At 64.4% G+C, this 22,101-nt stretch carries 19 protein-coding genes; 15 read left to right on the forward strand and 4 right to left on the reverse strand.

All coding sequences use genetic code 11. From position 1 onward, the window contains the following. Positions 1–66: 66 nt before the first annotated feature. Entirely contained in the window at positions 67–828 is a 762-nt protein-coding gene (locus tag QD208_RS00230) for a DUF1007 family protein (RefSeq protein WP_279835195.1), read from the forward strand. After that, a complete protein-coding gene (locus QD208_RS00235) occupies positions 818–2,056 on the forward strand; it encodes a sodium:proton antiporter (RefSeq protein WP_279835197.1) in 1,239 nt (412 codons plus the stop codon). The genes QD208_RS00230 and QD208_RS00235 overlap by 11 nt, the downstream gene beginning before the upstream one ends. A gap of 173 nt (positions 2,057–2,229) precedes the next feature. On the opposite strand, the gene QD208_RS00240 is transcribed toward QD208_RS00235, so the two are convergent. Then, complete coding sequence (locus QD208_RS00240; RefSeq protein WP_279835200.1) at positions 2,230–2,658, reverse strand: HIT family protein; 429 nt, start codon at positions 2,656–2,658, stop codon at positions 2,230–2,232. Between the two features lie 404 nt (positions 2,659–3,062). Here QD208_RS00240 and QD208_RS00245 point away from each other — a divergent pair, with 404 nt between their 5' ends. The 8 genes from QD208_RS00245 to QD208_RS00280 all read left to right on the forward strand — a co-directional run bounded on the left by QD208_RS00245 (position 3,063) and on the right by QD208_RS00280 (position 10,344). Next, a complete protein-coding gene (locus QD208_RS00245; protein ID WP_043333219.1) occupies positions 3,063–4,070 on the forward strand; it encodes a TAXI family TRAP transporter solute-binding subunit in 1,008 nt (335 codons plus the stop codon). Between the two features lie 363 nt (positions 4,071–4,433). Then, positions 4,434–6,506, forward strand: a complete 2,073-nt coding sequence (locus QD208_RS00250) for a TRAP transporter permease (protein ID WP_279835440.1) — start codon at positions 4,434–4,436, stop codon at positions 6,504–6,506. Positions 6,507–6,710: 204 nt separating this feature from the next. Further along, a complete protein-coding gene (locus QD208_RS00255; protein ID WP_225347489.1) occupies positions 6,711–7,490 on the forward strand; it encodes a TSUP family transporter in 780 nt (259 codons plus the stop codon). Between the two features lie 168 nt (positions 7,491–7,658). Beyond that, positions 7,659–8,654: a zinc-dependent alcohol dehydrogenase family protein gene (locus QD208_RS00260; RefSeq protein ID WP_279835203.1), complete on the forward strand. Its 996-nt coding sequence runs from the start codon at positions 7,659–7,661 to the stop codon at positions 8,652–8,654. A gap of 65 nt (positions 8,655–8,719) precedes the next feature. Beyond that, positions 8,720–8,851, forward strand: a complete 132-nt coding sequence (locus tag QD208_RS00265) for an entericidin A/B family lipoprotein (RefSeq protein ID WP_084589348.1) — start codon at positions 8,720–8,722, stop codon at positions 8,849–8,851. Positions 8,852–8,874: 23 nt separating this feature from the next. Next, a complete protein-coding gene (locus QD208_RS00270; RefSeq protein ID WP_107335644.1) occupies positions 8,875–9,006 on the forward strand; it encodes an entericidin A/B family lipoprotein in 132 nt (43 codons plus the stop codon). A gap of 151 nt (positions 9,007–9,157) precedes the next feature. After that, positions 9,158–9,289, forward strand: coding sequence for an entericidin A/B family lipoprotein (locus QD208_RS00275; protein ID WP_043333217.1), 132 nt, complete (start codon positions 9,158–9,160; stop codon positions 9,287–9,289). Between the two features lie 167 nt (positions 9,290–9,456). Further along, complete coding sequence (locus QD208_RS00280) at positions 9,457–10,344, forward strand: LysR family transcriptional regulator (protein ID WP_213113684.1); 888 nt, start codon at positions 9,457–9,459, stop codon at positions 10,342–10,344. Between the two features lie 69 nt (positions 10,345–10,413). On the opposite strand, the gene QD208_RS00285 is transcribed toward QD208_RS00280, so the two are convergent. Next, on the reverse strand, positions 10,414–11,520 hold the full coding sequence (locus QD208_RS00285) for a rhodanese-related sulfurtransferase (protein WP_279835205.1): 1,107 nt from the start codon (positions 11,518–11,520) through the stop codon (positions 10,414–10,416). A gap of 336 nt (positions 11,521–11,856) precedes the next feature. Here QD208_RS00285 and QD208_RS00290 point away from each other — a divergent pair, with 336 nt between their 5' ends. From QD208_RS00290 to QD208_RS00305, 4 genes are all read left to right on the forward strand, one after another. Next, positions 11,857–12,648 (forward strand): formate dehydrogenase accessory sulfurtransferase FdhD, encoded by a 792-nt coding sequence (locus QD208_RS00290; protein ID WP_279835206.1) that lies wholly within the window; start codon positions 11,857–11,859, stop codon positions 12,646–12,648. A gap of 15 nt (positions 12,649–12,663) precedes the next feature. Further along, the gene (locus tag QD208_RS00295) at positions 12,664–15,051 is read left to right on the forward strand and encodes an FdhF/YdeP family oxidoreductase (RefSeq protein ID WP_279835208.1); all 2,388 of its coding nucleotides are present in this window, start codon (positions 12,664–12,666) and stop codon (positions 15,049–15,051) included. 174 nt (positions 15,052–15,225) lie between these two features. Further along, the gene (locus QD208_RS00300; protein ID WP_043333215.1) at positions 15,226–15,666 is read left to right on the forward strand and encodes a VOC family protein; all 441 of its coding nucleotides are present in this window, start codon (positions 15,226–15,228) and stop codon (positions 15,664–15,666) included. A 285-nt stretch (positions 15,667–15,951) separates the two neighbouring features. Beyond that, on the forward strand, positions 15,952–17,178 hold the full coding sequence (locus QD208_RS00305) for a diguanylate cyclase (RefSeq protein ID WP_279835209.1): 1,227 nt from the start codon (positions 15,952–15,954) through the stop codon (positions 17,176–17,178). A 41-nt stretch (positions 17,179–17,219) separates the two neighbouring features. Here the strand turns inward: QD208_RS00305 and QD208_RS00310 are convergent, their stop codons facing one another. Beyond that, positions 17,220–17,903, reverse strand: coding sequence for a phosphatase PAP2 family protein (locus QD208_RS00310; RefSeq protein WP_279835210.1), 684 nt, complete (start codon positions 17,901–17,903; stop codon positions 17,220–17,222). A gap of 532 nt (positions 17,904–18,435) precedes the next feature. Between QD208_RS00310 and QD208_RS00315 the strand changes: the two genes are divergently transcribed. After that, on the forward strand, positions 18,436–18,942 hold the full coding sequence (locus QD208_RS00315) for an META domain-containing protein (RefSeq protein WP_279835211.1): 507 nt from the start codon (positions 18,436–18,438) through the stop codon (positions 18,940–18,942). A 110-nt stretch (positions 18,943–19,052) separates the two neighbouring features. Here QD208_RS00315 and QD208_RS00320 read toward each other — a convergent pair whose 3' ends face one another. After that, positions 19,053–21,896: a valine--tRNA ligase gene (locus QD208_RS00320; protein ID WP_279835212.1), complete on the reverse strand. Its 2,844-nt coding sequence runs from the start codon at positions 21,894–21,896 to the stop codon at positions 19,053–19,055. Positions 21,897–22,101: the final 205 nt, after the last annotated feature.

The raw sequence follows: 22,101 nt of genomic DNA on the forward strand, positions 1-22,101 counted from the left end.
TGTCATGAAGTAACATCCTGCCAATCCCTTCCTGTCGTCCCCGTGACGTTCTGCCGGAGTTTCCCGATGTCTGTTGCTGTTCATCGCCTGGTGGCGGCGCTGTCGTCCGCGCTGGCGCGTTTCCCGTCTCGTCACAGCCTGCGCCCCGCGGTCTGGCTGACGCCGTTGCTGATGCTGGGCACCCTGGTGGTCAGTCAGCCTGCCGCCGCGCATCCGCATGGCTGGGTCGATCTGCGGGTGACGCTGCGCCTCGATGACCAGGGGCGGGCCGTCGCGATGCGCCAGTATTGGCTGCTCGACCCCTTCTACAGCCTGACGCTGCGTCAGGAGCTGGCCGCGCTCGAGGACGATACCAGCATGGAGCAGCGTCTCGATGTACTGGGCAGCGAGATTCTGGCCAATCTGTCGCAGTTCGATTACTACACCCATGTCACGCTGGACGGCGAACCCGTGGCGCTTGGCAAGGCGACGCGCCAGACCACCTGGCTCAAGGGCGAGCGTGTCGCCTTCCAGATGGAGCTGCCGCTGGCCGAGCCGGTGGCGATGGCTGGCCACACCCTCAGTTATCGTATCTACGACCCCACCTATTACATCGAGATTCTGCATGACCCGGATGCCATCGCCGTGCAGCAAGGGCTGGTGGTGAGCGGGCTGGAAGGGCAGGACTCGGCGCTGAGCTGCACGCCGGGCATCACGCCGGCCGACCCGGACCCGTCCAAGGTCGCCGAGGCCTCGATGCTGGATATCAACGCCACCGCACCGATGGATCTCGGCCAGTACTTCGCCGAGGTCGGCAGTGTCAGCTGTGAGGTGGCTGATGAGCAGTGAGCCGAAGGACACCAGCGGACTTGGCGATATCAAGAGCCTCAAGGGCATGCGTGATGGCCTGCTGAAGCCGGCCTCGTCGCGGGGGCGGCGCCTGGCCGGCTGGCTGGCGGTCGGCTGCGGGCTGCTCGTGTTGGGCATGGCGCTCTGGCCAGGCCTGGTGCAGGGCTGGGGCGAGGCGCTGGGGTGGGTCTTCGCCGAGCAATCGCGTTTCCAGCGCTCGCTGGGGCGCGCCATGAGTGAGCTTGCCGCCCATCCCGGCACGCCCTGGGCGCTGATCGGGCTGTCCTTCGCCTATGGCGTGCTGCATGCCGCGGGCCCCGGGCATGGCAAGGTCGTGATCAGTACGCTGCTGGTCAGCCAGCCCATCGTTCGGCGCCGTGCACTGTGGCTGTCGTTGCTGGCGGCCTTGCTGCAGGGCGTCAGTGCGCTGGTGCTGGTCGGCCTCGGGGCGGGGCTGCTCGACTGGGCGGGGCGCGATGTGCTCGGACAGGTCGAGAAGGTCACCCTGCTCAGTCATCTCGGGGTGCTGGTGCTGGGGCTGTTGTTACTGTGGCGCGCCGCTCGCACGCTATGGCGTGTTGTCAGGGCACAGCCTGTCTCTAGCGTGGGAGCGCCGCAGGCGCCAGCGATGCAGGGGCTGGCGTTCGAGCCGTCGCCTGGCCACGACCACTCACATTCTCACTCTCACTCTCACGGCCACGCTCATTCACACGGGCATGACTGTGGTTGCGGCCATGCGCATGGAGTGACGGCGGAGCAGGCCAGTGGCGACTGGCGCACCATGGGCATGGCGGTGCTGGCGATCGGCCTGCGGCCGTGTTCCGGCGCGATTCTGGTCTTGCTGGCCGCGCTGGCGCTGAACATGGTCGGCAGCGGGGTACTGGCGGTGCTGGCGATGTCATTGGGCACCGCGCTGACGGTGGGCAGCGTGGCGATGGCCACCTTGATCATGAAGGCCAGCGGACGCCTGGCGGCGGCCGGCTCGCGCCTGGGTGGGCCGCACTCAAACGGCCGCGCGCGTCGTCAGTGGCCGTGGGCGGCGCTGGTCGGGCTGCTCGGCGGCATCATCATCACGGTCTTTGGTGCTTTGCTGGTCGCCAGCAGTCTCAAGGCGCTGGACTCTCCCACCGGTCGCGGTGCTTCGCCGTTTGATCGCTCGGCACCGGGCACCTCCCTCCAGAGCCCTCTGGGCCCGAGGTCATCAGGGCAGAGCTCAGGCGAGGAGTGAGACCTGCCCCGCCAAGGCAGGCAGGCCGCTTGCTACCTGTCGCTTACTAGCTGCTGCTTACTACCAGCAAGATACGAAAACGGGGCCCATTGGGCCCCGTTTTCGTAGATGTGAGAACGTGGATGACAGTGTCTGCGAGAGCGTAGATGTCAGTGACAGCGCAGGTGACGCTGTCAGTAGGAATAGCTCGGCAGCTCGGCGATCTTCATGCGCAGGGTGTCGACCAGCACCGTCAGCGTCTCGCTGTCGTGGGGCTCAGCCGTGCCGACGCCCCACACCGGCCCTGGCCAGGCTTCATCATCGCTGCGGCGTGCGATCACGTGCATGTGCAGCTGCGGCACCATGTTGCCCAGTGCGCCGATATTGAGCTTCTCGCCGCCGCTTACCGTCATCAGCAGCTCGCCCAGTTGCGTGGTTTCCTGCCACAGCTGCTGCTGGGCGCTGCTGTCCAGCTCGTAGATCTCGCGGATGGCATCGCGGCGCGGAATCAGTACCAGCCACGGATAGCGCGCATCGTTCATCAGGCGCACGGTGCACAGCGGCAGGTCGGCCACGAAGTGGGTGTCGGCGTCCAGCTGCGGGTGAAGGTTGAAGGGGGTCATCGTCTCTCCTTGATCGGATGGAGCAGGGCGTGCGTGAGTCGAGGGCAAAGGGTAACCCGAATCGTGGCGGACTCCCTGGCTTGAGTGCCCGCGAATGCCCTCAGTGTGACCAGATCGGCAGAATCCTGCCACTTTGCGGATTGCCCGTGCGCGCTGTGGGGGCTGCGCAATGCCCCCATCGCCAAATACCGCGCCGCGCGGACAGTTGCTAACCTTCTTCCTACGCTGATGCAGAGGCTCGCAACGAACGCCCCACGCAAAAGAGGGCTACCTTGCGCATTGTCGGTCGCGACATGGCCAGCACCGCCCAGGGCCAGAGCCTGCTCAGCCGCAATGTCCGTCTGCCTACCCACATTACAAGAATGCTCAACCTGCGCCCGGCAGGTTCGCCAAGGAGTCACTCCATGCAAAAGCGCCAGTTCCTCAAGGCCGGTCTCGGTCTCGCCATCGCAGCCTCTCTTGGTCTCAGTGCCGTGGCTCAGGCGGAAGGCAAGTACATCATGGGTACCGCCACCACCGGTGGCACCTTCTATCCGGTCGGCGTGGCACTCTCCACGCTGATCAAGGTCAAGCTCGAGCCGACCGCCGGCATCTCCGTGTCCGCGATCTCCTCTGCCGGTTCCGGCGAGAACCTCAAGCTGATGGAAGAGGACCAGGCCCAGTTCGGCATCATTCAGGGCCTCTACGGCGCCTGGGCATGGAATGGCACCCCGCCGGTCAACAAGGCGCACAAGAACCTGCGCAGCATCTCGATGCTGTGGCAGAACGTCGAGCACTTCGTGGCCCGCAATGATGAGGTCAAGTCCGGCACCATCGAGGACATGACCAACTTCTACGGCAAGAGCTTCTCCATCGGCAAGAAGAACTCCGGTACCGAAGGCTCGGGTCGCTTCATCCTCGAGCAGCTGGGCATCGATGCCGACAAGATGGATCTGGCCTACATGGGCTACGGCCCGAGCGCCGACGCGATGCAGAACGGCAACATCGACGGCATGAACATTCCGGCAGGTGCACCGGCCTCCGCCGTGACCCGTGCCTACGCCAACCTGGGCGGCGAGATCACCACGCTGGACTTCACCGAAGAGCAGCTGGCCAAGGTCAACTCGCAGTTCGAGCTGTGGACCCCGTACGAAATCGCCGCTGGCACCTACCCGGGGCAGGACGAGGCGATCAACACCATCGCCCAGCCGAACATCCTGGTGGTGCGTGACGATGTCTCCGAAGAAGACGTCTATCAGATCACCAAGACCATGTACGAGAACCTGCCGTTCCTGAACAACATCCACCCGGCCACCAAGGCCATGGCCATCGACAAGGCCATCGCGGGCCTGCCGCTGCCGCTGCACCCGGGTGCCGCACGTTACTTCAAGGAGCAGGGCATCGAGATTCCGGCGCGCCTGATCGCCGAGTGATCCACTCCTGATGTTCCCGCTGCCCTCATCGCTCGCCTCTGGCGGCGGTGAGGGCAGCGCAGTTTCCCAGACCAATAAACCACCGCCGGTCCGGCGCCATGTCACTGCCTCGAGTGGGCAAGGTGAGGCGCGGGACCAGAGCAGTGCCCACGAATGATTGCTGTAGAAGCCCGTATTCTCCTCGCAAGCCCGGGCGCATGGTGACGCAAGTCGCCGCTGCGCCATCGCTGTCTGACCCCGTTTTGAGGCAACGCCATGCATGATTCCCGCTCGCCAGAGCCCTCTCGTCCCACTGATAGCGAAGCGCAGGAGCCGGATCTTTCCGGTGTGCGTGACGAATCCACCGAAGCTGCGCCTTGGCGCATGGACCTGCCCTGGTTGGGGCGTGCCGTCTTCGTGATCTCCATCGTCACCTGTCTGGTGCATCTGTACTTCAATACGCTCTCGACCCTGTCGGAACTGTGGGTGAGCGCCCTGCACTTCGGGTTGTTCGGTCTGCTGTGTGCGCTGACCATTCCGATGCTGACCCCGGCCAGTGATGGCGCCAAGCGTTGGGTGCTGGGCGTGGATATCCTGCTGGGGCTGGCGGCGCTGGGTTGCGGCCTCTATCTGATCGGCTTCGAGGATGCGCTCTATGATCGTGGCGTGGTGTTCTCCACCGCGGACTGGGTGGTCTCCATCGTCGCTGTGGGCCTGGTGCTGGAGTTCGCACGCCGCACCACCGGCTGGTTCATCCCGGTGCTGTGTCTGATCGCGCTGACCTACGTGGCCTGGTGGGGCAAGTATGTCGGCGGCGTATTCAACTTCCCGGGCCTGACCTGGGAGACGGTGCTGTTCAGAAGCTTCATCGGCGGCGAAGGGATGCTGGGCTCCATCGCCCGCATTTCCTGGTCCTACGTGTTCATGTTCATCCTGTTCGGGGCCTTCCTGGTCAAGTCCGGCGCGGGTGACTTCATCATCGATCTGGCGCGCTGCGCGGCGGGTCGCTTCAAGGGTGGTCCGGGCTTCGTGGCCGTGTTCGCCTCCGGTCTGATGGGCTCGGTGTCTGGCTCGAGTGTCGCCAACACCGTCTCCACCGGCGTGATCACGATTCCGCTGATGCGCCGTGCCGGCTTCCCGGCGCGCTTCGCGGCAGGCGTCGAGGCCGCCGCCTCGACCGGTGGCCAGCTGATGCCGCCGGTGATGGGCGCGGGTGCCTTCATCATGGCGTCCTACACCCAGGTGCCGTACCTGACCATCGTCGGCGTGGCCGCCTTGCCGGCGCTGCTCTACTTCCTGTCGGTGGCCATGTTCGTGCGCATCGAGGCCAAGCGCTCCGACGCCACGGCGCTGGACGACCCGCAGGGCCCGCGTCTCAAGGACGTGCTCAAGGATGGCTGGCACTATCTGGCACCGCTGTTCGTGCTGGTCGGCGCGCTGATCTACGGCTTCACGCCGACCTACGCCGCCGGCATCGCGATCCTGTCCGTGATCGCGGCCTCGTGGCTGTCGAAGAATCCGATGAAGCTCGGTGACATCATCGAGGCGATGCTGGCCGGGGTGCGCAACATGACCACCACCGCGATCCTGCTGATCACCGTCGGCCTGATCGTCAACGTCGTCTCCACCACCGGTATCGGCAACACCTTCTCGCTGATGATCACCGACTGGGCGGGTGGCAGCCTGCTGATCACCATCATCCTGATCGCGCTGGCGTCATTGATTCTGGGCATGGGCCTGCCGGTGACGGCGTCCTATATCGTGCTGGGCACGCTGTCCGCCCCGGCGCTCTACAACCTGATCGCCCATTCCCAGCTGGTGGACCTGCTGGCGGCGGGCAACCTGCCGGAGCAGGCCAAGGCCATCTTCATGCTGGCTGCACCGGACAAGCTGGACCTGCTGGGCGCGCCGATGAGCATGGACGCCGCCCGCGAACTGCTGGCACTGGTGCCGGATACCTTCCAGAGCCAGCTGTATGAGCAGGCGCTGTCGCCGCACGTGCTGACCATGGCGCTGGTAAGTGCGCACATGATCATCTTCTGGCTGTCCCAGGATTCCAACGTCACACCGCCGGTCTGCCTGACCGCCTTCGCGGCAGCCGCGATCGCCCGCACACCGCCGATGAAGACCGGCCTGATGGCCTGGAAGATCGCCAAGGGCCTCTACATCGTGCCGCTGCTGTTCGCCTGGAGCCCGCTGATCTCCGGTGACATCGGCGAGATGCTGACGGTGTTCGTATTCGCGCTGTTCGGGATCTACGCCATCGTTGCGGGCCTGGAAGGCTATCTGGAGCACGAGCTGCCCTGGTGGCTGCGTCTGGCGATGTTCCCGCTCGGTGCGCTGATGCTGTGGCCGCATGGTCAGCTGACCTACGACCTCGCGGGTCTGGTCATCTTCCTGGGCGTGCTGACCTACAGCGTGCGTCAGAGTGGCCGGCAGGAAGCGCTGGCGCACTGAGCCAGGCGTGTCGGATGAGCGCCAGACGCGTCAGCCGATGTGGCTGAAGCAGGCGTGACGCGACGCGATATGCTATGAACGATGCCCGGCATCACTTCCCCCCGCTCAGTCACGCGAGGGTGGTGTGTCGGGCATCGCGCGCTCTGGGGCCTGTCCGCCTCGGGCGTCTTCACTCAACGGGATGGCGGGACAAGGAATGTCGGCATGATGTCGGATGTTGCAGGGCTGACCAGCGGCCTTGATCTGATCAGCGTAGTGGCGCTGATCGCACTGGGTGGCGTGGCCGGTTTCATCAATGTGCTGTCGGCGGGTGGCTCGATGCTGACGCTGCCATTGCTGATGTTTCTCGGCCTGCCGCCTGCGCAGGCCAATGCCACCAACCGCGTGGCGATCGCGTTGCAGAGTGCGACCGCGACCAGCACCTTCCTCAAGGCGGGCGCACACAACATGGGGGTGGCCTGGCGGCTGGCCGTACCCGCCGTGGCAGGCGCCATGCTGGGCGCCTGGCTGGCGACCCGCATCAGTGCCGAGGCCTTCGAGAGCGTCCTGATCGTGGTGATGGTGGTGTGCTCGATCATGATGCTGCTGCCGACGCCGCGCATCGACACGCGTGAACTGACGCCGGAGCGCATCACGCCCGTGGTGTTGCTGGCGATGTTCGGCATCGGCATTTATGGTGGCTTCATCCAGGTCGGTGTCGGCGTGCTGTTCATCGTGGTGCTCTACCGGCTGCTCAAGATCGACCTGACCCAGGTCAACGTCTTCAAGGTCTTCATCGTGTTGATGTATACCCTGCCGGCGCTGGCGGTGTTCGTGTTCGATGGTCAGGTGCGCTGGGCCTACGGTCTGGTGCTGGCGGTCGGCAACATGAGCGGCGCCTTCCTCGGTGCACGGGTCAACATGAGTCCCGCGGGCGCGCGGTGGGTCAAGTGGCTGACGGTCGCGGTCATCTTCATCATCGTGCTCAAGCTGGCGCTGACCTGATGCTGAGCTGATGCTGACCTTATGTTAGACACGGAGTAAGCTCGCGGTAATCTGAGCGAAATGCCAGTCTGTCCTGTCGACACTCCGGCACGCCGCTCACCCCCTATTCATGATGGCGCCGAGCCCGGCTATGGCGTCTCTTCCTTCATCGTTCAGGAGTCTTTCCTCATGCAAGCCATGGTCATCGAGCAGTACGGCGGTCCCGAAGTGTTCGTCGAGCGCGAACTGGAGACCCCGACACCGGCGCGGGGGCAGGTGCGTATCAAGGTGACGGCTTCCAGCATCAACCCCATCGAGACCAAGCTGCGCAGCGGGCTGGTCAAGTCGCACCCGGAATTCCCGGCCATTCTCAATGGCGATGTCTCCGGGGTGATCGATGCCGTCGGCGAAGGCGTATCGGACTTCTCCGTCGGGGATGAAGTGCTCGGTTGTGCCGGTGGTGTGAAGGGCTGGCAGGGCGCTCTGGCGGACTACATGATCGCCGACACCCGTGTGATCGTGAAGCGCCCGAGCCTGGCGGCGCTGACGCTGGAAGAGTGCGCGGCCTTGCCGCTGGTGTTCCTGACGGCCTGGACGGCACTGGCATCACGCGGTCAGATCAAGGAAGGCGAGCACGTGCTGATCCATGCCGGCACCGGCGGCGTCGGCCATGTCGCGGTACAGATCGCCAAGTATCTGGGCGCGCATGTCACCACCACCGTGTCCAGCGAAGCCAAGGCGGACCTGGCGCGCCAGCTGGGCGCCGACGAGATCATCAACTACCGCGAGGAAGCGGTCGCGGACTACGTGACGCGCCTGACCTCCGGGCGTGGCTTCGATCTGGTCTTCGACACCGTCGGTGGCGACAACCTGGATCGCTCCATCGAGGCCACCGCGACCTCCGGTCGTCTGTGCTCCATCAATACCCGCTCGACCCACGACCTGACCCAGCTGCACTCCAAGAACCTGTCGCTGCACGTCATCTTCCGCTCGGTACCGCTGCTGACCGGTATCGGCATGGACGACCAGCCGGAGCTGCTCAACGCCTTGAGCGAGATGCTGGAGGCCGGCGCGGTACGTCCGCTGCTCGACGAGCACCAGTTCAGCTTCCGTGACGTCGCCAAGGCGCATGAGCTGCTGGAGTCCGGCGAGGCGCTGGGCAAGATCCTGCTGGTAAATCGTTGAGGATTGGCACCTTCGGTCAGTGAGGGTGTCTCATCTTCATTGGCCGTTGATCAGGAAGAGAAGTGATGAGAATGACGCGTTTGATGGTGGCTGCCCTGTTGGTGGCCAGTGTGAGTCTGGCCGGCTGCAATACCGTGGCCGGTTTCGGCAAGGACCTGGAGCATCTGGGCGGTTCGATCGACAACGCCGCCAGCTGATTGCCCGAGAGAGAGGAATGCCCATGCGACGATTCATGATGATGACTGGCACCGCGCTGCTGTTCGGCCTGCTGTTGGGTGGCTGCAATACCGTGGAAGGTTTCGGGGAAGATCTCGAACACCTTGGGGGTTCCATCGAGGAATCGGCCAGTTGATGGCACTATCCATGGCATGGGCGGCGAGTGAACAAAACATGAATCTCACCCCTTGAAAGCCCATGGGGCGGCCCAAGGTATGAGGGTAGAGGCGCAGGAACTGGCGTCTTTACGAGATTTCTCGATATTCACTACCGCAAGGAGCATGACCATGTCCCGCACCATTGCACTCATCTTCGCCTCTTTCTTCACTCTGGCCGCGCTTTCCGGCTGCAACACCGTTGACGGTGCCGGCCAGGATGTCGAGCATGCTGGCGAAGCTGTCCAGGACGCCGCTCAATAAGCGACGCCCCGGATAGTGGTGATATCCAACGCCCGGCCATCGCGCCGGGCGTTTTCGTGTCTGATCGCCGCTCAGGCTGACTGACGGGCCGCCTTGCGTCATCATAGCGCTGACGGCATGCGCCCCCAGCGTACGTCACTCCCGCCACCGCGAGCCAAGGGCCCGACATGGATCATCGACAGTTGAGTTTTCTGGTCGCGCTGGCCAGTGAGCGCCATTTCGGTCGCGCCGCACGGGTCTGTCATGTCACCCAGCCGACGCTGTCGGCGCGCCTCAAGCAGCTCGAGGAGGAGCTGGGCACGGCGCTGATACTGCGCGGCCACCGCTTCGAGGGCTTCACGCCGGAAGGGGAGCGCGTGCTGACCCACGCACGGCGCATTCTCGCCGAGCTGGATGAGCTGAAGGGAGACCTGTCGCCGGACGCGGTGCTGACCGGCCGCCTGTCACTGGGCGTGGTGCCGTCGGCGCTGGCGGCGGTCGGCGAATTTCTGCCGCGGCTGCGCGAAGCCTTTCCGCAGCTCTCGCTGCGCCTGCGCGAGCTGTCGACCTCATCGCTGGCCCAGGGGCTTGAGGATGGCGAGCTGGATCTCGCGGTCGGCTACCCTGCGGCGCCGGCCATGAGCGGCTTCGCCTGTCGGCCGCTCTATCAGGAGCATTCGGCGCTGATCGCCAGTCAGACGCATTTCCGCCTGCCCGACGCGCCGCAGTGGGAGTGCCTGCGTGACTATCCGCTGGTGTTGCTGACGCCGGAGATGCAGCAACGGCGACGCCTCAATCAGCAGTTCGAGCTGCTGGGCCTGCAGCCCTCGCCCTTGTTGGAGGCCAATTCGATTTCCGGCCTCGGCGTGATGCTGGAGGCTGGCCTGGGAGTCAGCGTGCTGGCGGAGAACCTGGCCGATTCGCGGCTTGGTGAAGGGCTGATCGCGCGTCGACTGCCCGGCGAGGGCGAGACGGTCGGGCTGTTGTGGCGCAGTGGTCAGCAGCGCAGCCGACGCCTGAATGCCGTGCTGGAGCTGCTGCGTTCGCTGCCTCACTCGGCGGGTGTGGCCGATTGAGCGAGCCTGCAACGCAGAACACCCCGTCGAGACGGGGTGTTCGGGTAGCGAAAGCGACGTTGGCCGCTATCAGCTCTTCTCGCCGGACTTCTTGCTGGCCTCCAGCGCGGCACGACGGGCGGCTTCACGCTGCTGCTGCTTGGCATCGCGCCGTGCCTGCATCTGGGCGACGGCATCCATGCCCAGATGGGCTTCGCCGCGTTCTCTGGCGAGGCGAATCTGGTTCTCGCGCTCGGCGAAGCGCGCCTTCTGGGCATCGCTCAGCTTGTCGTAGCAACGCGGGCAGCTGACGCCTTTCTGGTAACGCTCGCTCTGCTTGTCTTCTTCGGTGATCGGCAGGCGGCAGGCATGACACTGGTCGTACTGGCCGGGGCGCAGCTGGTGGTCGACGGTGACGCGCTCATCGAACACGAAGCACTCGCCCTGCCACAGCGTCTCTTCCTCGGGCACCTCTTCCAGATACTTCAGGATACCGCCCTTGAGGTGATAGACCTCATCGAAGCCCTGCTCCTTGAGATAGGCCGTGGACTTCTCGCAGCGGATGCCGCCGGTGCAGAACATCGCCACCTTGCGGTGCTGTGTCGGGTCCAGCTCACGCGAGACGTAGTCCGGGAAATCACGGAAGGCAGTGGTGTTCGGGTTGACGGCACCGGCGAAGGTCCCCACTTCCACTTCATAGTCATTGCGCGTGTCGATCAGCAGCACCTCAGGATCGGAGATCAGCGCATTCCAGTCCTTCGGCTCCACATAGGTTCCGACTGTGTGGCGCGGGTCGATGCCCTCGACGCCCATGGTGACGATCTCGCGCTTGAGCTTGACCTTGGCACGCAGGAAGGGTGCCTGCTCGGCCAGTGACTGCTTGGTGTCGAGCTCGGCCAGGCGCGGGTCGCTGGTCAGCCAGGCGAGCAGCGCATCGATGCCGGCGCGTGAGCCGGACACGGTGCCGTTGATGCCTTCGCGGGCCAGCAGCAGGGTGCCGCGGATGGCGTGCTCGTTCATCACCGCCAGCAGCGGGTCGCGCAGCGCCTCGAAGTCCTCGAGAGTGACGAACTTGTAGAGCGCGCAGACTACATGCTGCGGCGCCAGCGGGCTGGGACGGGCGGAGGCAGACGTGCTGGTCAGCTGCGGGGCGCTGGCCTGATCAGGCGCGGCAGTCAGGTCGGGAGTGTCGGTCATGCGAAGGTCCTCATGCGGGCCGGAACGTAAATCCGGAGCAGGATGATCGAGAGATGAGAGCGGCCGGCGGACGGGGGATAGCGCGACAGCAGGAGCACCCTCAAGGGTCGGCGACGCATTTTACGCGACTCGCGCGCGAATTTCTCGCCCACCGCGATGGCCCGCATGCCTGTCATCGGCAGGGCGCCATCTTCATTGGCGGTGTCTATCAATTGGCGGCTCGGCTCAATTGGTCGCCCTCACGGCATGACGGTAGGATATTCCCATATTGCGCAGAGGTCGGGTGAGGGTTGCGCGCGCCATTCTCGCCACGCATCTGCGCCACGGAGAGCCGTAATGAAAGATTCGCTCTATCAACAAGCGCCAGACGCTGCAGGCTACGCGGATGCCCGCGAGGTGCCGCTGCGCGAGCTGGATGGCCCATCGGAGCTACCGGTGAGTCTGGCGCTCAATGACATCGCGATGGGCTCCTTGCTGGCCAGTCCAGAGGCCCTTGAGCCGCTGGCGCTGGGGCATGCCTTCACCGCGGGCTGGATCACGCGGCGTGACGAGGTCTCGGCGATCCATCTCTCGCGGCTGCGCCATGGGCTGGCGGTGCGCCTTGAGGTCAGTGACTCGCTGGCGCGCAAGGCCGAGCGTCATCAGCGGCGTGAGAGCAGTGTCTCGAGCTGCGGCGCCTGTGGCGTGCAGGACGAAGCGGAGCTGATGGCGGGACTCATGCGTCTGCCGCCACGGGCAGCGCTGGCGCCCGATGCGCTGATGCGTGGGCTGGAACGCCTGGAGCGCGCCACGCGCCGCGGCATGCACCTGGCGCTGGGGTTGGACGCCGAAGGCGGTCTGATCTCGCAGGGTGCCGATATCGGTCGCCACAATGCGCTGGACCGCGTGATCGGCATGAGCCTCGACAGTGGTGTGTGGCCCGAGGCGTTGCTGGTGTCGAGCCGCTGCAGCCTGGAGCTGGTGCAGAAGACCATCCGTGCGCGCATTCCGACCCTGATCACCCTCGCGGTGCCCTCGCGACTCGCCGTCGAGACCGCCCGCGCCTGCGATCTCAATCTGATCTGTGCCCACCGCGGGCGTCGACTCGAACTGCTTAGCGGTCACGCTGATCGCCCCCGTTCATCCTAGCCAGTGGATCCTGACATGACCGACATTGCTGCCCCCGAGATCGAGACGCCTGCGTCTGCCAGCCTGCCCCGCGAGGATGCGCAACAGACGCGTCATCCGCGCATTGCCGCCTATTCCGCGCCGGCGGGTGGCTGGGGCGCACTCAAGAGCGTCGGTCAGCATGTCAGTCACTCCAGGGCGCCGTGGAAGAGCGTGCGCTCCCTGCTCAAGGCCAATCAGGACAAGGGCTTCGACTGCCCCGGCTGTGCCTGGGGAGACCCGGAACACGGCTCCTCCTTCGAGTTCTGCGAGAACGGCGCCAAGGCGGTGGCCTGGGAAGTGACCGCCAAGCGTGTCACGCCGCGCTTCTTCGCGCAGCACACCGTCACGGAGCTGCTGGGCTGGGACGACTTCATGCTCGAGGATCAGGGGCGTCTGACCGAACCGATGCGCTACGACGCGGCCAGTGATCGCTATACGCCGATCAGCTGGGACGCGGCCTTCGAGCTTGTCGCCGAGCACCTCAGCGCGCTGACGTCGCCGGATGAGGCGCTGTTCTATACCTCGGGGCGTGCCAGCAACGAGGCGGCCTATCTCTACCAGCTGTTCGTGCGTCTGTTCGGCACCAACAACTTCCCCGACTGCTCCAACATGTGCCACGAGGCCAGCGGTGTCGGCATGAAGGCGAGCCTCGGCGTCGGCAAGGGCACGGTGCTGCTGGAGGACTTCGAGCACGCGGATGCCATCTTCGTGTTCGGTCAGAACCCCGGCACCAATCACCCGCGCATGCTGGGCGATCTGCGGCGCGCCTCACGGCGTGGCGCGCGCATCGTCAGCTTCAATCCGCTGCGTGAGCCGGGGCTGGAGCGCTTTGCCGATCCGCAGTCGCCGCTGGAGATGATGACCCTCTCCAGCCAGCCCATCAGCCATCGCTATTACCAGCCGCGCATGGGCGGCGACATGGCGGCGGTGCGCGGCATGGCCAAGGCGCTGTTCGCGATGGAGGCGCGGGGCGAATTCATGCGCGCCGCCAGCTTCATCGAAGCGCATACCCGGGGCGTCGAGGCCTGGCAGTCGCTGGTCGAGGCGACCGAGTGGGCAACCCTCGAGGACCAGTCCGGCCTGACACGCGCTCAGCTCGAGGAGGCGGCGACCATCTTCGCGGGTGCCGGCAACGTCATCTGCACATGGGCGATGGGCATCACCCAGCATCTGCATGCCGTCGAGAGTGTGCGCGAGATCGTCAATCTGCTGTTGCTCGGCGGGCACTTCGGTCGCCCCGGTGCCGGGGCCTGTCCGGTGCGTGGCCATTCCAACGTCCAGGGCGATCGCACCATGGGTATCGACGAGAAGGCGCCCGCCTGGCTGATCGATGCGCTGGAAGCGCGCTACGGCGTCAGCATGCCGCGTACGCCGGGCTACAACACCGTGGAGAGCCTGGCGGCGCTGGAGCAGGGCAAGGCGAAGACCTTCATCGCGCTGGGCGGCAACTTCACGCGTGCCACGCCGGACAGCGAGCGGACCGAGGCCGCGATGCGCAACCTCGAGCTCAACGTCCAGATCAGCACCAAGCTCAACCGCAGTCATCTGGTGATGGGCAAGCAGACCGATGCGCTGATTCTGCCGTGTCTCGGGCGCAGCGAGATAGATCGCTCCTCACAGGTGGCTTCCCAGCACATCAGCGTCGAGGACTCGATGTCGATGGTGCACTCCAGCGCCGGCATCAAGGCGCCGGCCAGCCCTGAATTGCGCTCCGAGCCCGGCATCATCTCGGCGATCGCGCGTGCCACCCTGGCGCGCGTGCTGCCGGCGCGAGGGGTCAGTGATCCGGTCGATTGGCAGGCCCTGAGCGAGAACTATGATCTGATCCGTGACGAGATCGCGGCGGTCATCCCCGGCTTCGCGGACTTCAATGCGCGGCTGGCACACAAGCGCGGCTTCCACCTCGCCAATCCGGTACGCGAGCTTGCCTTCCCGACCTCCAGCGGCCTGGCCGAGTTCTCGCACATGCCGCTGCCGGAGTCGGTGATGCATCAACAGCTGGCGCGGCGTGACGGCTGGCTGACGCTGCAGACCATGCGCAGTCACGATCAGTACAACACCACCGTCTACGGCTACAACGACCGCTATCGTGGCGTGTCCGGTCAGCGGCGGGTGATCTTCATCAATGGTGAAGACCTGGCGCGGCTGGGGCTGGCCGACGGTGATTGGGTCGACATGCTCGGCGAGCCGCGTCCGGACGGCAGCGAGCGACGTGCGCCACAGTTCCGTCTGGTCGAGTACGACATCCCGGCCGGTTGCATCGGGGCCTACTATCCGGAAACCAACGTGCTGGTCGCGTTGGAAAGCCACGGCGCTGATACCGGCACGCCATCCTCCAAGGCGGTGCCCGTGCGTCTGGAGCGCAGTTCACGCATCGCCTGATGGCGCGAGACGCCAGCAGCAGGGTGCATGCATCACCACACTGCCGTGCCGCGAGGAGACTCGTCGCGCGGCAGTCGTGTGTCTAGAATATTCCCGTGCGCCGAGCCAGCTACGCTCGGCGCACGCCTTTTCCGTCCTCAGTGCTGCCTCAGCCACCGTTCAAGAGAGTGATCCATGCAATATCTGCACACCATGCTGCGTATCCGTGATGTCGACGCTTCACTGCATTTCTTCCGTGACCTGCTCGGCATGGTCGAGATCTCGCGCAAGGATTCCGAGAAGGGCCGCTTCACGCTGATCTTCCTGGCAGCCCCGCAGGATGCCGAACGTGCCCGCGAAATGCAGGCGCCGATGCTGGAACTGACCCATAACTGGGACCCGGAAGAATACGAAGGTGGGCGCAACTTCGGCCATCTGGCCTATCGCGTCGAGGATATCTACGCCACCTGTCAGCATCTGATGGACAACGGCGTGACCATCAATCGCCCGCCGCGTGACGGCCACATGGCATTCGTGAAGAGCCCGGATGGGATTTCGCTGGAGCTGCTGCAGGCCGGTGACGCCCTTGCGCCGCAGGAACCCTGGGCCTCCATGAGCAACACGGGCAGCTGGTAAGCAAGCAAGGCCGCAGGTTGACGTGTGCGTAAGCGTCGCATCCAGGCAACGCAATAGCCGAATTATGACTGGTGCATCGCCCAGCAGGGCTTATGATGTAATGAAGTTCATAAGCCCCGTAGCATGATGTGTGACATGTCGTGCTCGGCCTTTGTGGAGTGCCATCGCGGCAGGCAGCTATACCCTCTTCCTTTCTCTTGCTGCCCGCCTGCCGCGATGTTGCACCTTCTGGAGTCGCGTGAGGGACCGCCACGCGGACACTGCCTAGCTGGCAAGGATTGCCTGATGCCGAGAGTCATAAGCGCCTGGCTACGTCATGAGCCACGATTGCTCGCCGTGGAGCATCGTCGTTTCTACCATGCCTATCTTTGGGTCTATCTGATGCTGATGGGCCTCTTCGTGTTGTGGGTTCCCTTCTTCACTCTCTTCAACGAGTCGCGGCTGGCATTCGCCAGCGGCATCATGGCGCTCGTGTCCGTGCTGGGCGTGATGCTGCACCGGGCGCATCAGCTGACCTTGGGTCTGGCCATGATGATGAGCGCCTTGACGCTGATGGCCTGGCTCTCGGTTTTCTGCTTCGGGCTCTCGGCGGGCTATGAGTACTATTTCTTCATCGTGATGGCCGGTATCCACCTGGCCCCGCTGGCGGCGCGTGTTCGAGTGGTGACGACACTGATGCTGTTCATGGCGGCTGTCTCGGCACTGATGGTCTCGCCGGTCCTGCATGAGGGCGGCGTCCTGTCGGCCTGGGTGCTGCAATCGACCAATCTGTTCGCGGTCTTCCTGATGATGGTCACCTTCCTGTGGCGCATGCTGGCGCTTACCGAACACTTCGAGCGCCAGTATCTGAAGGATGCCAGTCGTGATGAGTTGACCGAATTGCTCAATCGCCGCCAGATATTGCGCCACGCCGAGGACTGGTGGCGTGACGGAGTGCCCTGTGCGGTCTTGATGCTGGATGCGGACAACTTCAAGCGTATCAATGACCTGCATGGCCATGCCGTCGGAGATGAAGTGCTGCGTCATCTGGGCCGTCTGCTGACGGCCACATTGCGTCAGGGCGATCGCGCCGGACGCGTCGGTGGCGAGGAGTTCCTGGTGCTGCTGCCACGTATCGGGCGCACCGAGGCCATTTCCGTGGCGGGGCGCATGCGCTCCCTGCTGGCCAAGTCTCCTCCGGTCTTCGCCGGCACGCCGGTGCCGGTCACGGTTTCCATCGGCGTTGCCATCAGTCATGAGGTCGATTCGCTGGATGAGCTGATGCAGCTGGCCGACAGGCGGTTGTATCACGCCAAGCACAATGGACGTGATCAGGTGGTGGCCGGTGGGGAACACGAGATGACAGGCCTTGCCACGGCCGATGCCAGCCCTCCGCCCCCCGGGAATGGCGGTAGCGGGCTTGGCAAGGCAGAGGCTGTGGAGGAGGGCGCTCGCGACAAGGAGGATGACCGCCAGGAAAAGCGGCACCACAAGGACTCCAGCCCTTTCTCGCGGACACCCCTCGTCGGCTGACCTGAGTTCAGGTTCTTGAGTGCAGGTTCACGAATGCTGCTTCAGGAGCGCTGCTTGAATCGGGCCAGCGCGTTTTCCATGCCACGGGCAACGGTGGTCGCCAGTGGTGTGCACAGCACCCAGGGCAACGCGATCAGTGCAATGCTGAGCGAGCCCAGATAGACATCGCTGAACCAGTGAGCGCCGACCATGATCCGCGGAGCGCTCAGCAGTACCACGAACGCAAGGCTGCACAGAGCGATGCGGCGCGGTGCGAAGGCCAGCATGAAACTCGCGAATACCATCAGCATCAGGCCGTGATCTCCCGGGAAGCTGTTCGACGCCGAATCCTTGGTCTTGAAGGACACCAGCTCGGAGAGATGCTGTGCGTGGCTGAAGAAGCGCGTCGGGCTGGCATGGCCATAGCTGATGGCGCGCAGCACGAACAGCGAGAGCAGGCCCGCCGTCAGCAGCATGGTGATGCCGATGCTGGTCCAGCGGCGATAGCGGGCAGGCTGCTGATCATTGAGCATCGCCCAGCAGAACAATACCCCCATCATGGCGAAGGCTACGGCGTCGAAGGCGCGCGTGTTCAGAATGCCGAGCAGCGTGTCCCAGTGCGGATTGAGCGGTGTGATGAACTGGTTGAAGTCCCAGAAGACATCGCTGTCGAGGGTGGGCCAGAAATCCAGCGCCGGTATCCACCAGCACGCCAGCAGCGCCACACCGAGCGCATTCAGGAGCACCAGTCGTCGCAGATTGAATCCTGTCTGCGTCCTGTGCGAGCGGGGCGGGGGCGAGGGTTGCACGTGCGGGGCCTGCTGCGAACCACTGACTCGCTGTGAAGACGCAGTATCAGCGGCGTGTATGGAAGGACTATCGGGGGCGGCGGGAGTCATGTCGTGTCAGCTCTGCAGGGCTCATGTCGGGACAGGCGCACTCAGGTCGGTAGCTCGCTGGCCCGGTGGCCAGAGGACTCGAGACAGGCGACGCTGAGTGGCGATCTGGTCGAAATTCTAGAGCAGGCTCCGCTTTGAAAACACTGTTTTCAAAGTCGGCGAGGTGGACAGATGGTCGCGTCCATCGCGCTGCTGGCAAGCCGGCGGCAGTCCGGCAGGTGACATTCAGGCGCATGGCGTGAGGGCCTGTCGTTCATGACAGCCGTGCGCATGATCGCTACCCTTGCTGTCATGTCCGTTACTTACCCACCGTTCTTTCCGTCTGCCGGGTGACTGCCGTTGCCGGCAATGCCACTGGCGGGCGCCACAGGAGTCATCCATGTCCGTTACCGTGCGTCGTCTATCGCGTTATACCTCCGTGGGGTTCGCTATCTCCTTGCTGGCTGGCTGCGCGGCCATGACACAGCATCCGCAGGGCAGTGACTCATCGGGTGCCGCTGCTCCTGCCCTGGTGGGCACCCAATGGAGTTTCTCCGCCACGGATGCCAGTGAAGAGGCCGCCAACTTCCTGCTGCAGCCTCCCAGCCAGCAGCAGCTGGCAGACGAGGAGGATGACCGTCTGCGTCTGGTCGGCAGCAATGGTTGCAACCGCCTGATGGGGCCGGTGGTGCTGGATGAATCGCGCCAGACGCTGGATATCGGTCCGCTGGCCTCGACCATGAAGATGTGCCCCAACCCCGAGCAGTCCAACGCCTTCAATCGCATGCTCGAGGATGTGGCCAGTTACCAGATCACCGGCAGCGGTGAGAGTGCTCGGCTGCGCGTGATGGATGACACCGGCTATCTGCTGGCGACCTTCATGCCGCTGGCAGGCCCCGCCGAGTAATTGCTCGGCGCGCTTGTGAGGGCGATTCGCGAGCGGGCTGCCAGAAACGAGAAAGCCCCCTGCACCTTTCGGTGCAGGGGGCTTTTGCTTGCGTGAAGCGCGTGCGTGACTTACAGCGCTTCGATCTTGACGCGCTGGCTTTCCAGCAGCGCAAGTTCCGCCTGGGCGTCGGCCAGCTTGGCGCGCTCCTTCTCGACCACATCAGCCGGTGCACGACCGACGAACTTCTCGTTGCCGAGCTTGTTCTCGAGGCCGGTGATGACCTTCTGCTGCTTCTCGTGCTCCTTGTCGATGCGCTTGAGCTCGGCTTCCTTGTCGATCAGGCCTGCCATCGGCACCAGCACTTCCAGCTCACCGACGCGCTGAATGGCGGACATCGGGGCTTCGTCGCCTGCCGCCAGGAAGGTGATGCTTTCCAGACGTGCCAGCTTGGAGAGGAACAGGCGGTTGGCTTCCAGACGCTCGGCATCGCCAGCTGCGCCGTTCTGCAGGAAGACTTCCAGCGGCTTGGCCGGTGACAGGTTGAGCTCGCCGCGCACGTTGCGGATGGCGATGATGATGCCTTTCAGCCACTCGATATCGCGGATGGCCTGCTCATCGATCCGGTCGGCTTCGGCCTGCGGCCACGCCTGGCTCATGATGCTTTCGCCTTCCACCGGCTTGCCGGCGTGCGGTGCGATACGCTGCCAGATCTCCTCGGAGATGAACGGCATCATCGGGTGGATCAGGCGCAGGATGGTCTCGAGGGCGCGCACCAGGGTGCGACGCGTGCCGCGCTTGGCTTCGATGCTGGCGTTGTCGTCCCAAAGAACCGGCTTGGACAGCTCCAGATACCAGTCGCAGTACTCGTTCCAGATGAACTCGTAGAGCGCCTGGGAGGCGTGGTCGAAGCGGAACTCTTCCAGTGCGCGGGTGACCTGCTGCTCGGTCTGCTGCAGGCGCGCGATGATCCAGCGATCGGCCAGCGACAGTTCGACGGCTTCGCCGTTGACGCCGCAATCCTGGTCCTCGGCATTCATCAGCACGTAGCGCGCCGCATTCCACAGCTTGTTGCAGAAGTTGCGATAGCCATCGAGACGGCCCATGTCGAACTTCACGTCACGCCCGGTGGAGGCGAGTGACAGCAGGGTGTAGCGCAGCGCATCGGTACCGTGAGGCTCGATGCCTTCCGGGAACTCGTTGCGGGTGGCCTTGGCGATCGCCTTGGCCTTCTTCGGCTGCATCATGTTGCCGGTACGCTTCTCGACCAGCTCCTCGATGCCGATGCCGTCGATCAGGTCGATGGGGTCGAGCACGTTGCCCTTGGACTTGGACATCTTCTGACCGAGGCTGTCACGCACCAGACCATGCACGTAGACCTTGCGGAACGGCACTTCACCCTTGAACTTCAGGGTGAACATGATCATCCGCGCCACCCAGAAGAAGATGATGTCGAAGCCGGTGACCAGCACGTCGGTGGAGTGGAAGGTCTTGAGTTCTTCCGTATCCGCCGGCCAGCCGAGGGTACCGAAGGTCCACAGCGCGGAGCTGAACCAGGTGTCGAGGACGTCTTCGTCCTGACGCAGCTCGACGTCGGCACCCAGGTTGTTCTCGGCGCGGACTTCCTCTTCATTGCGGCCGACATAGACGTTGCCGTCGTTGTCGTACCAGGCCGGAATGCGGTGGCCCCACCACAGCTGACGCGAGATGCACCAGTCCTGCAGGTCACGCATCCACGCGAAGTACATGTTCTCGTAGTTCTTGGGCACGAACTCGATGTCGCCGTTCTCGACCGCTTCGATGGCCGGACGCGCCAGCTCCTCGACGGCCACGAACCACTGGTCCGTCAGCAGCGGCTCGATGACATCGCCGGAGCGGTCACCGTGCGGCAGGGTGTTGTTGACGGCCTCGACCTGCTCCAGCAGGCCCAGCGCGTCCATGTCGGCGACCAGCTTCTCGCGGGCGACGAAGCGGTCCAGACCGGCGTAGGCGGCCGGCAGGCTGGCGTCTTCCTGGGGCTGCGGACGGCCCTGGAGGTCATAGATCTCGGCGCGCTCCAGGATGGTGGCATCCTGGCTCATCACGTTGATCAGCAGATGGCCCTGACGCTTGCCGACTTCGTAGTCATTGAAGTCGTGGGCCGGGGTGATCTTGACGCAACCGGAGCCCTTTTCCATATCGGCGTGTTCATCGGCGACGATGGGGATGCGACGGCCGACCAGCGGCAGCTCGATGAACTTGCCGACCAGGCTTGCGTAGCGCTCATCCTTGGGATTGACGGCCACGCCGGTGTCACCCAGCAGGGTTTCCGGGCGCGTGGTGGCGACGATGACGTAGTCCTTGCCATCGGCGGTCTTGACGCCATCGGCCAGCGGGTAGCGGAAGTGCCAGAAGCTGCCCTGCTGATCGCGGTTCTCGACTTCGAGATCGGAAATCGCGGTGTGCAGGGTCGGGTCCCAGTTGACCAGACGCTTGCCGCGGTAGATCAGGTCTTCCTTGTGCAGGCGCACGAAGACTTCCTGCACCGCCTTGTAGAAGCCGTCATCCATGGTGAAGCGCTCGCGCTTCCAGTCGATGCTGGTGCCCATGCGACGCAGCTGGCGGGTGATGTTGCCGCCGGACTCTTCCTTCCACTCCCAGATCTTGTCGGTGAAGGCTTCGCGGCCGAGATCATGGCGGGTCTTGCCTTCTTCGGCGGCGACCTTGCGCTCGACCAGCATCTGGGTGGCGATACCGGCGTGGTCGGTGCCTACCTGCCACAGGGTGTTGCGACCCTGCATGCGGCGCCAGCGGACCAGGGTGTCCATGATGGAATCCTGGAAGGCGTGGCCCATGTGCAGGGAGCCGGTGACGTTGGGCGGCGGGATGACCAATGAGAAGCTCTCGCCCTGGCCTGACGGCGCAAAGCGGTTGTCGGATTCCCAGCGCTCGTACCAGCGCGTCTCGATGGCGTTCGGTTGGTAGGTCTTGTCCATGGGTCTGCATTGATCCGGTTGGGCGGGGCGTCCCACGCCGGCTCAAGGAGCGGTCAGCGCAGGCAGAAAATGGGCTCGATTATAGCGCCGCTGATGACGGGCGTCATTCGGTCTTGGCAGGCAGGCCCTCGTGGCGTATGGCAGACGCTGTTTTCACAAAGCAGGCAACATCCACGCACTGATGCCGTATCCTGTTGCGACCTCA

It is taken from the genome of Cobetia sp. 29-18-1 (assembly GCF_029846405.1).
Classification (GTDB): domain Bacteria; phylum Pseudomonadota; class Gammaproteobacteria; order Pseudomonadales; family Halomonadaceae; genus Cobetia; species Cobetia amphilecti.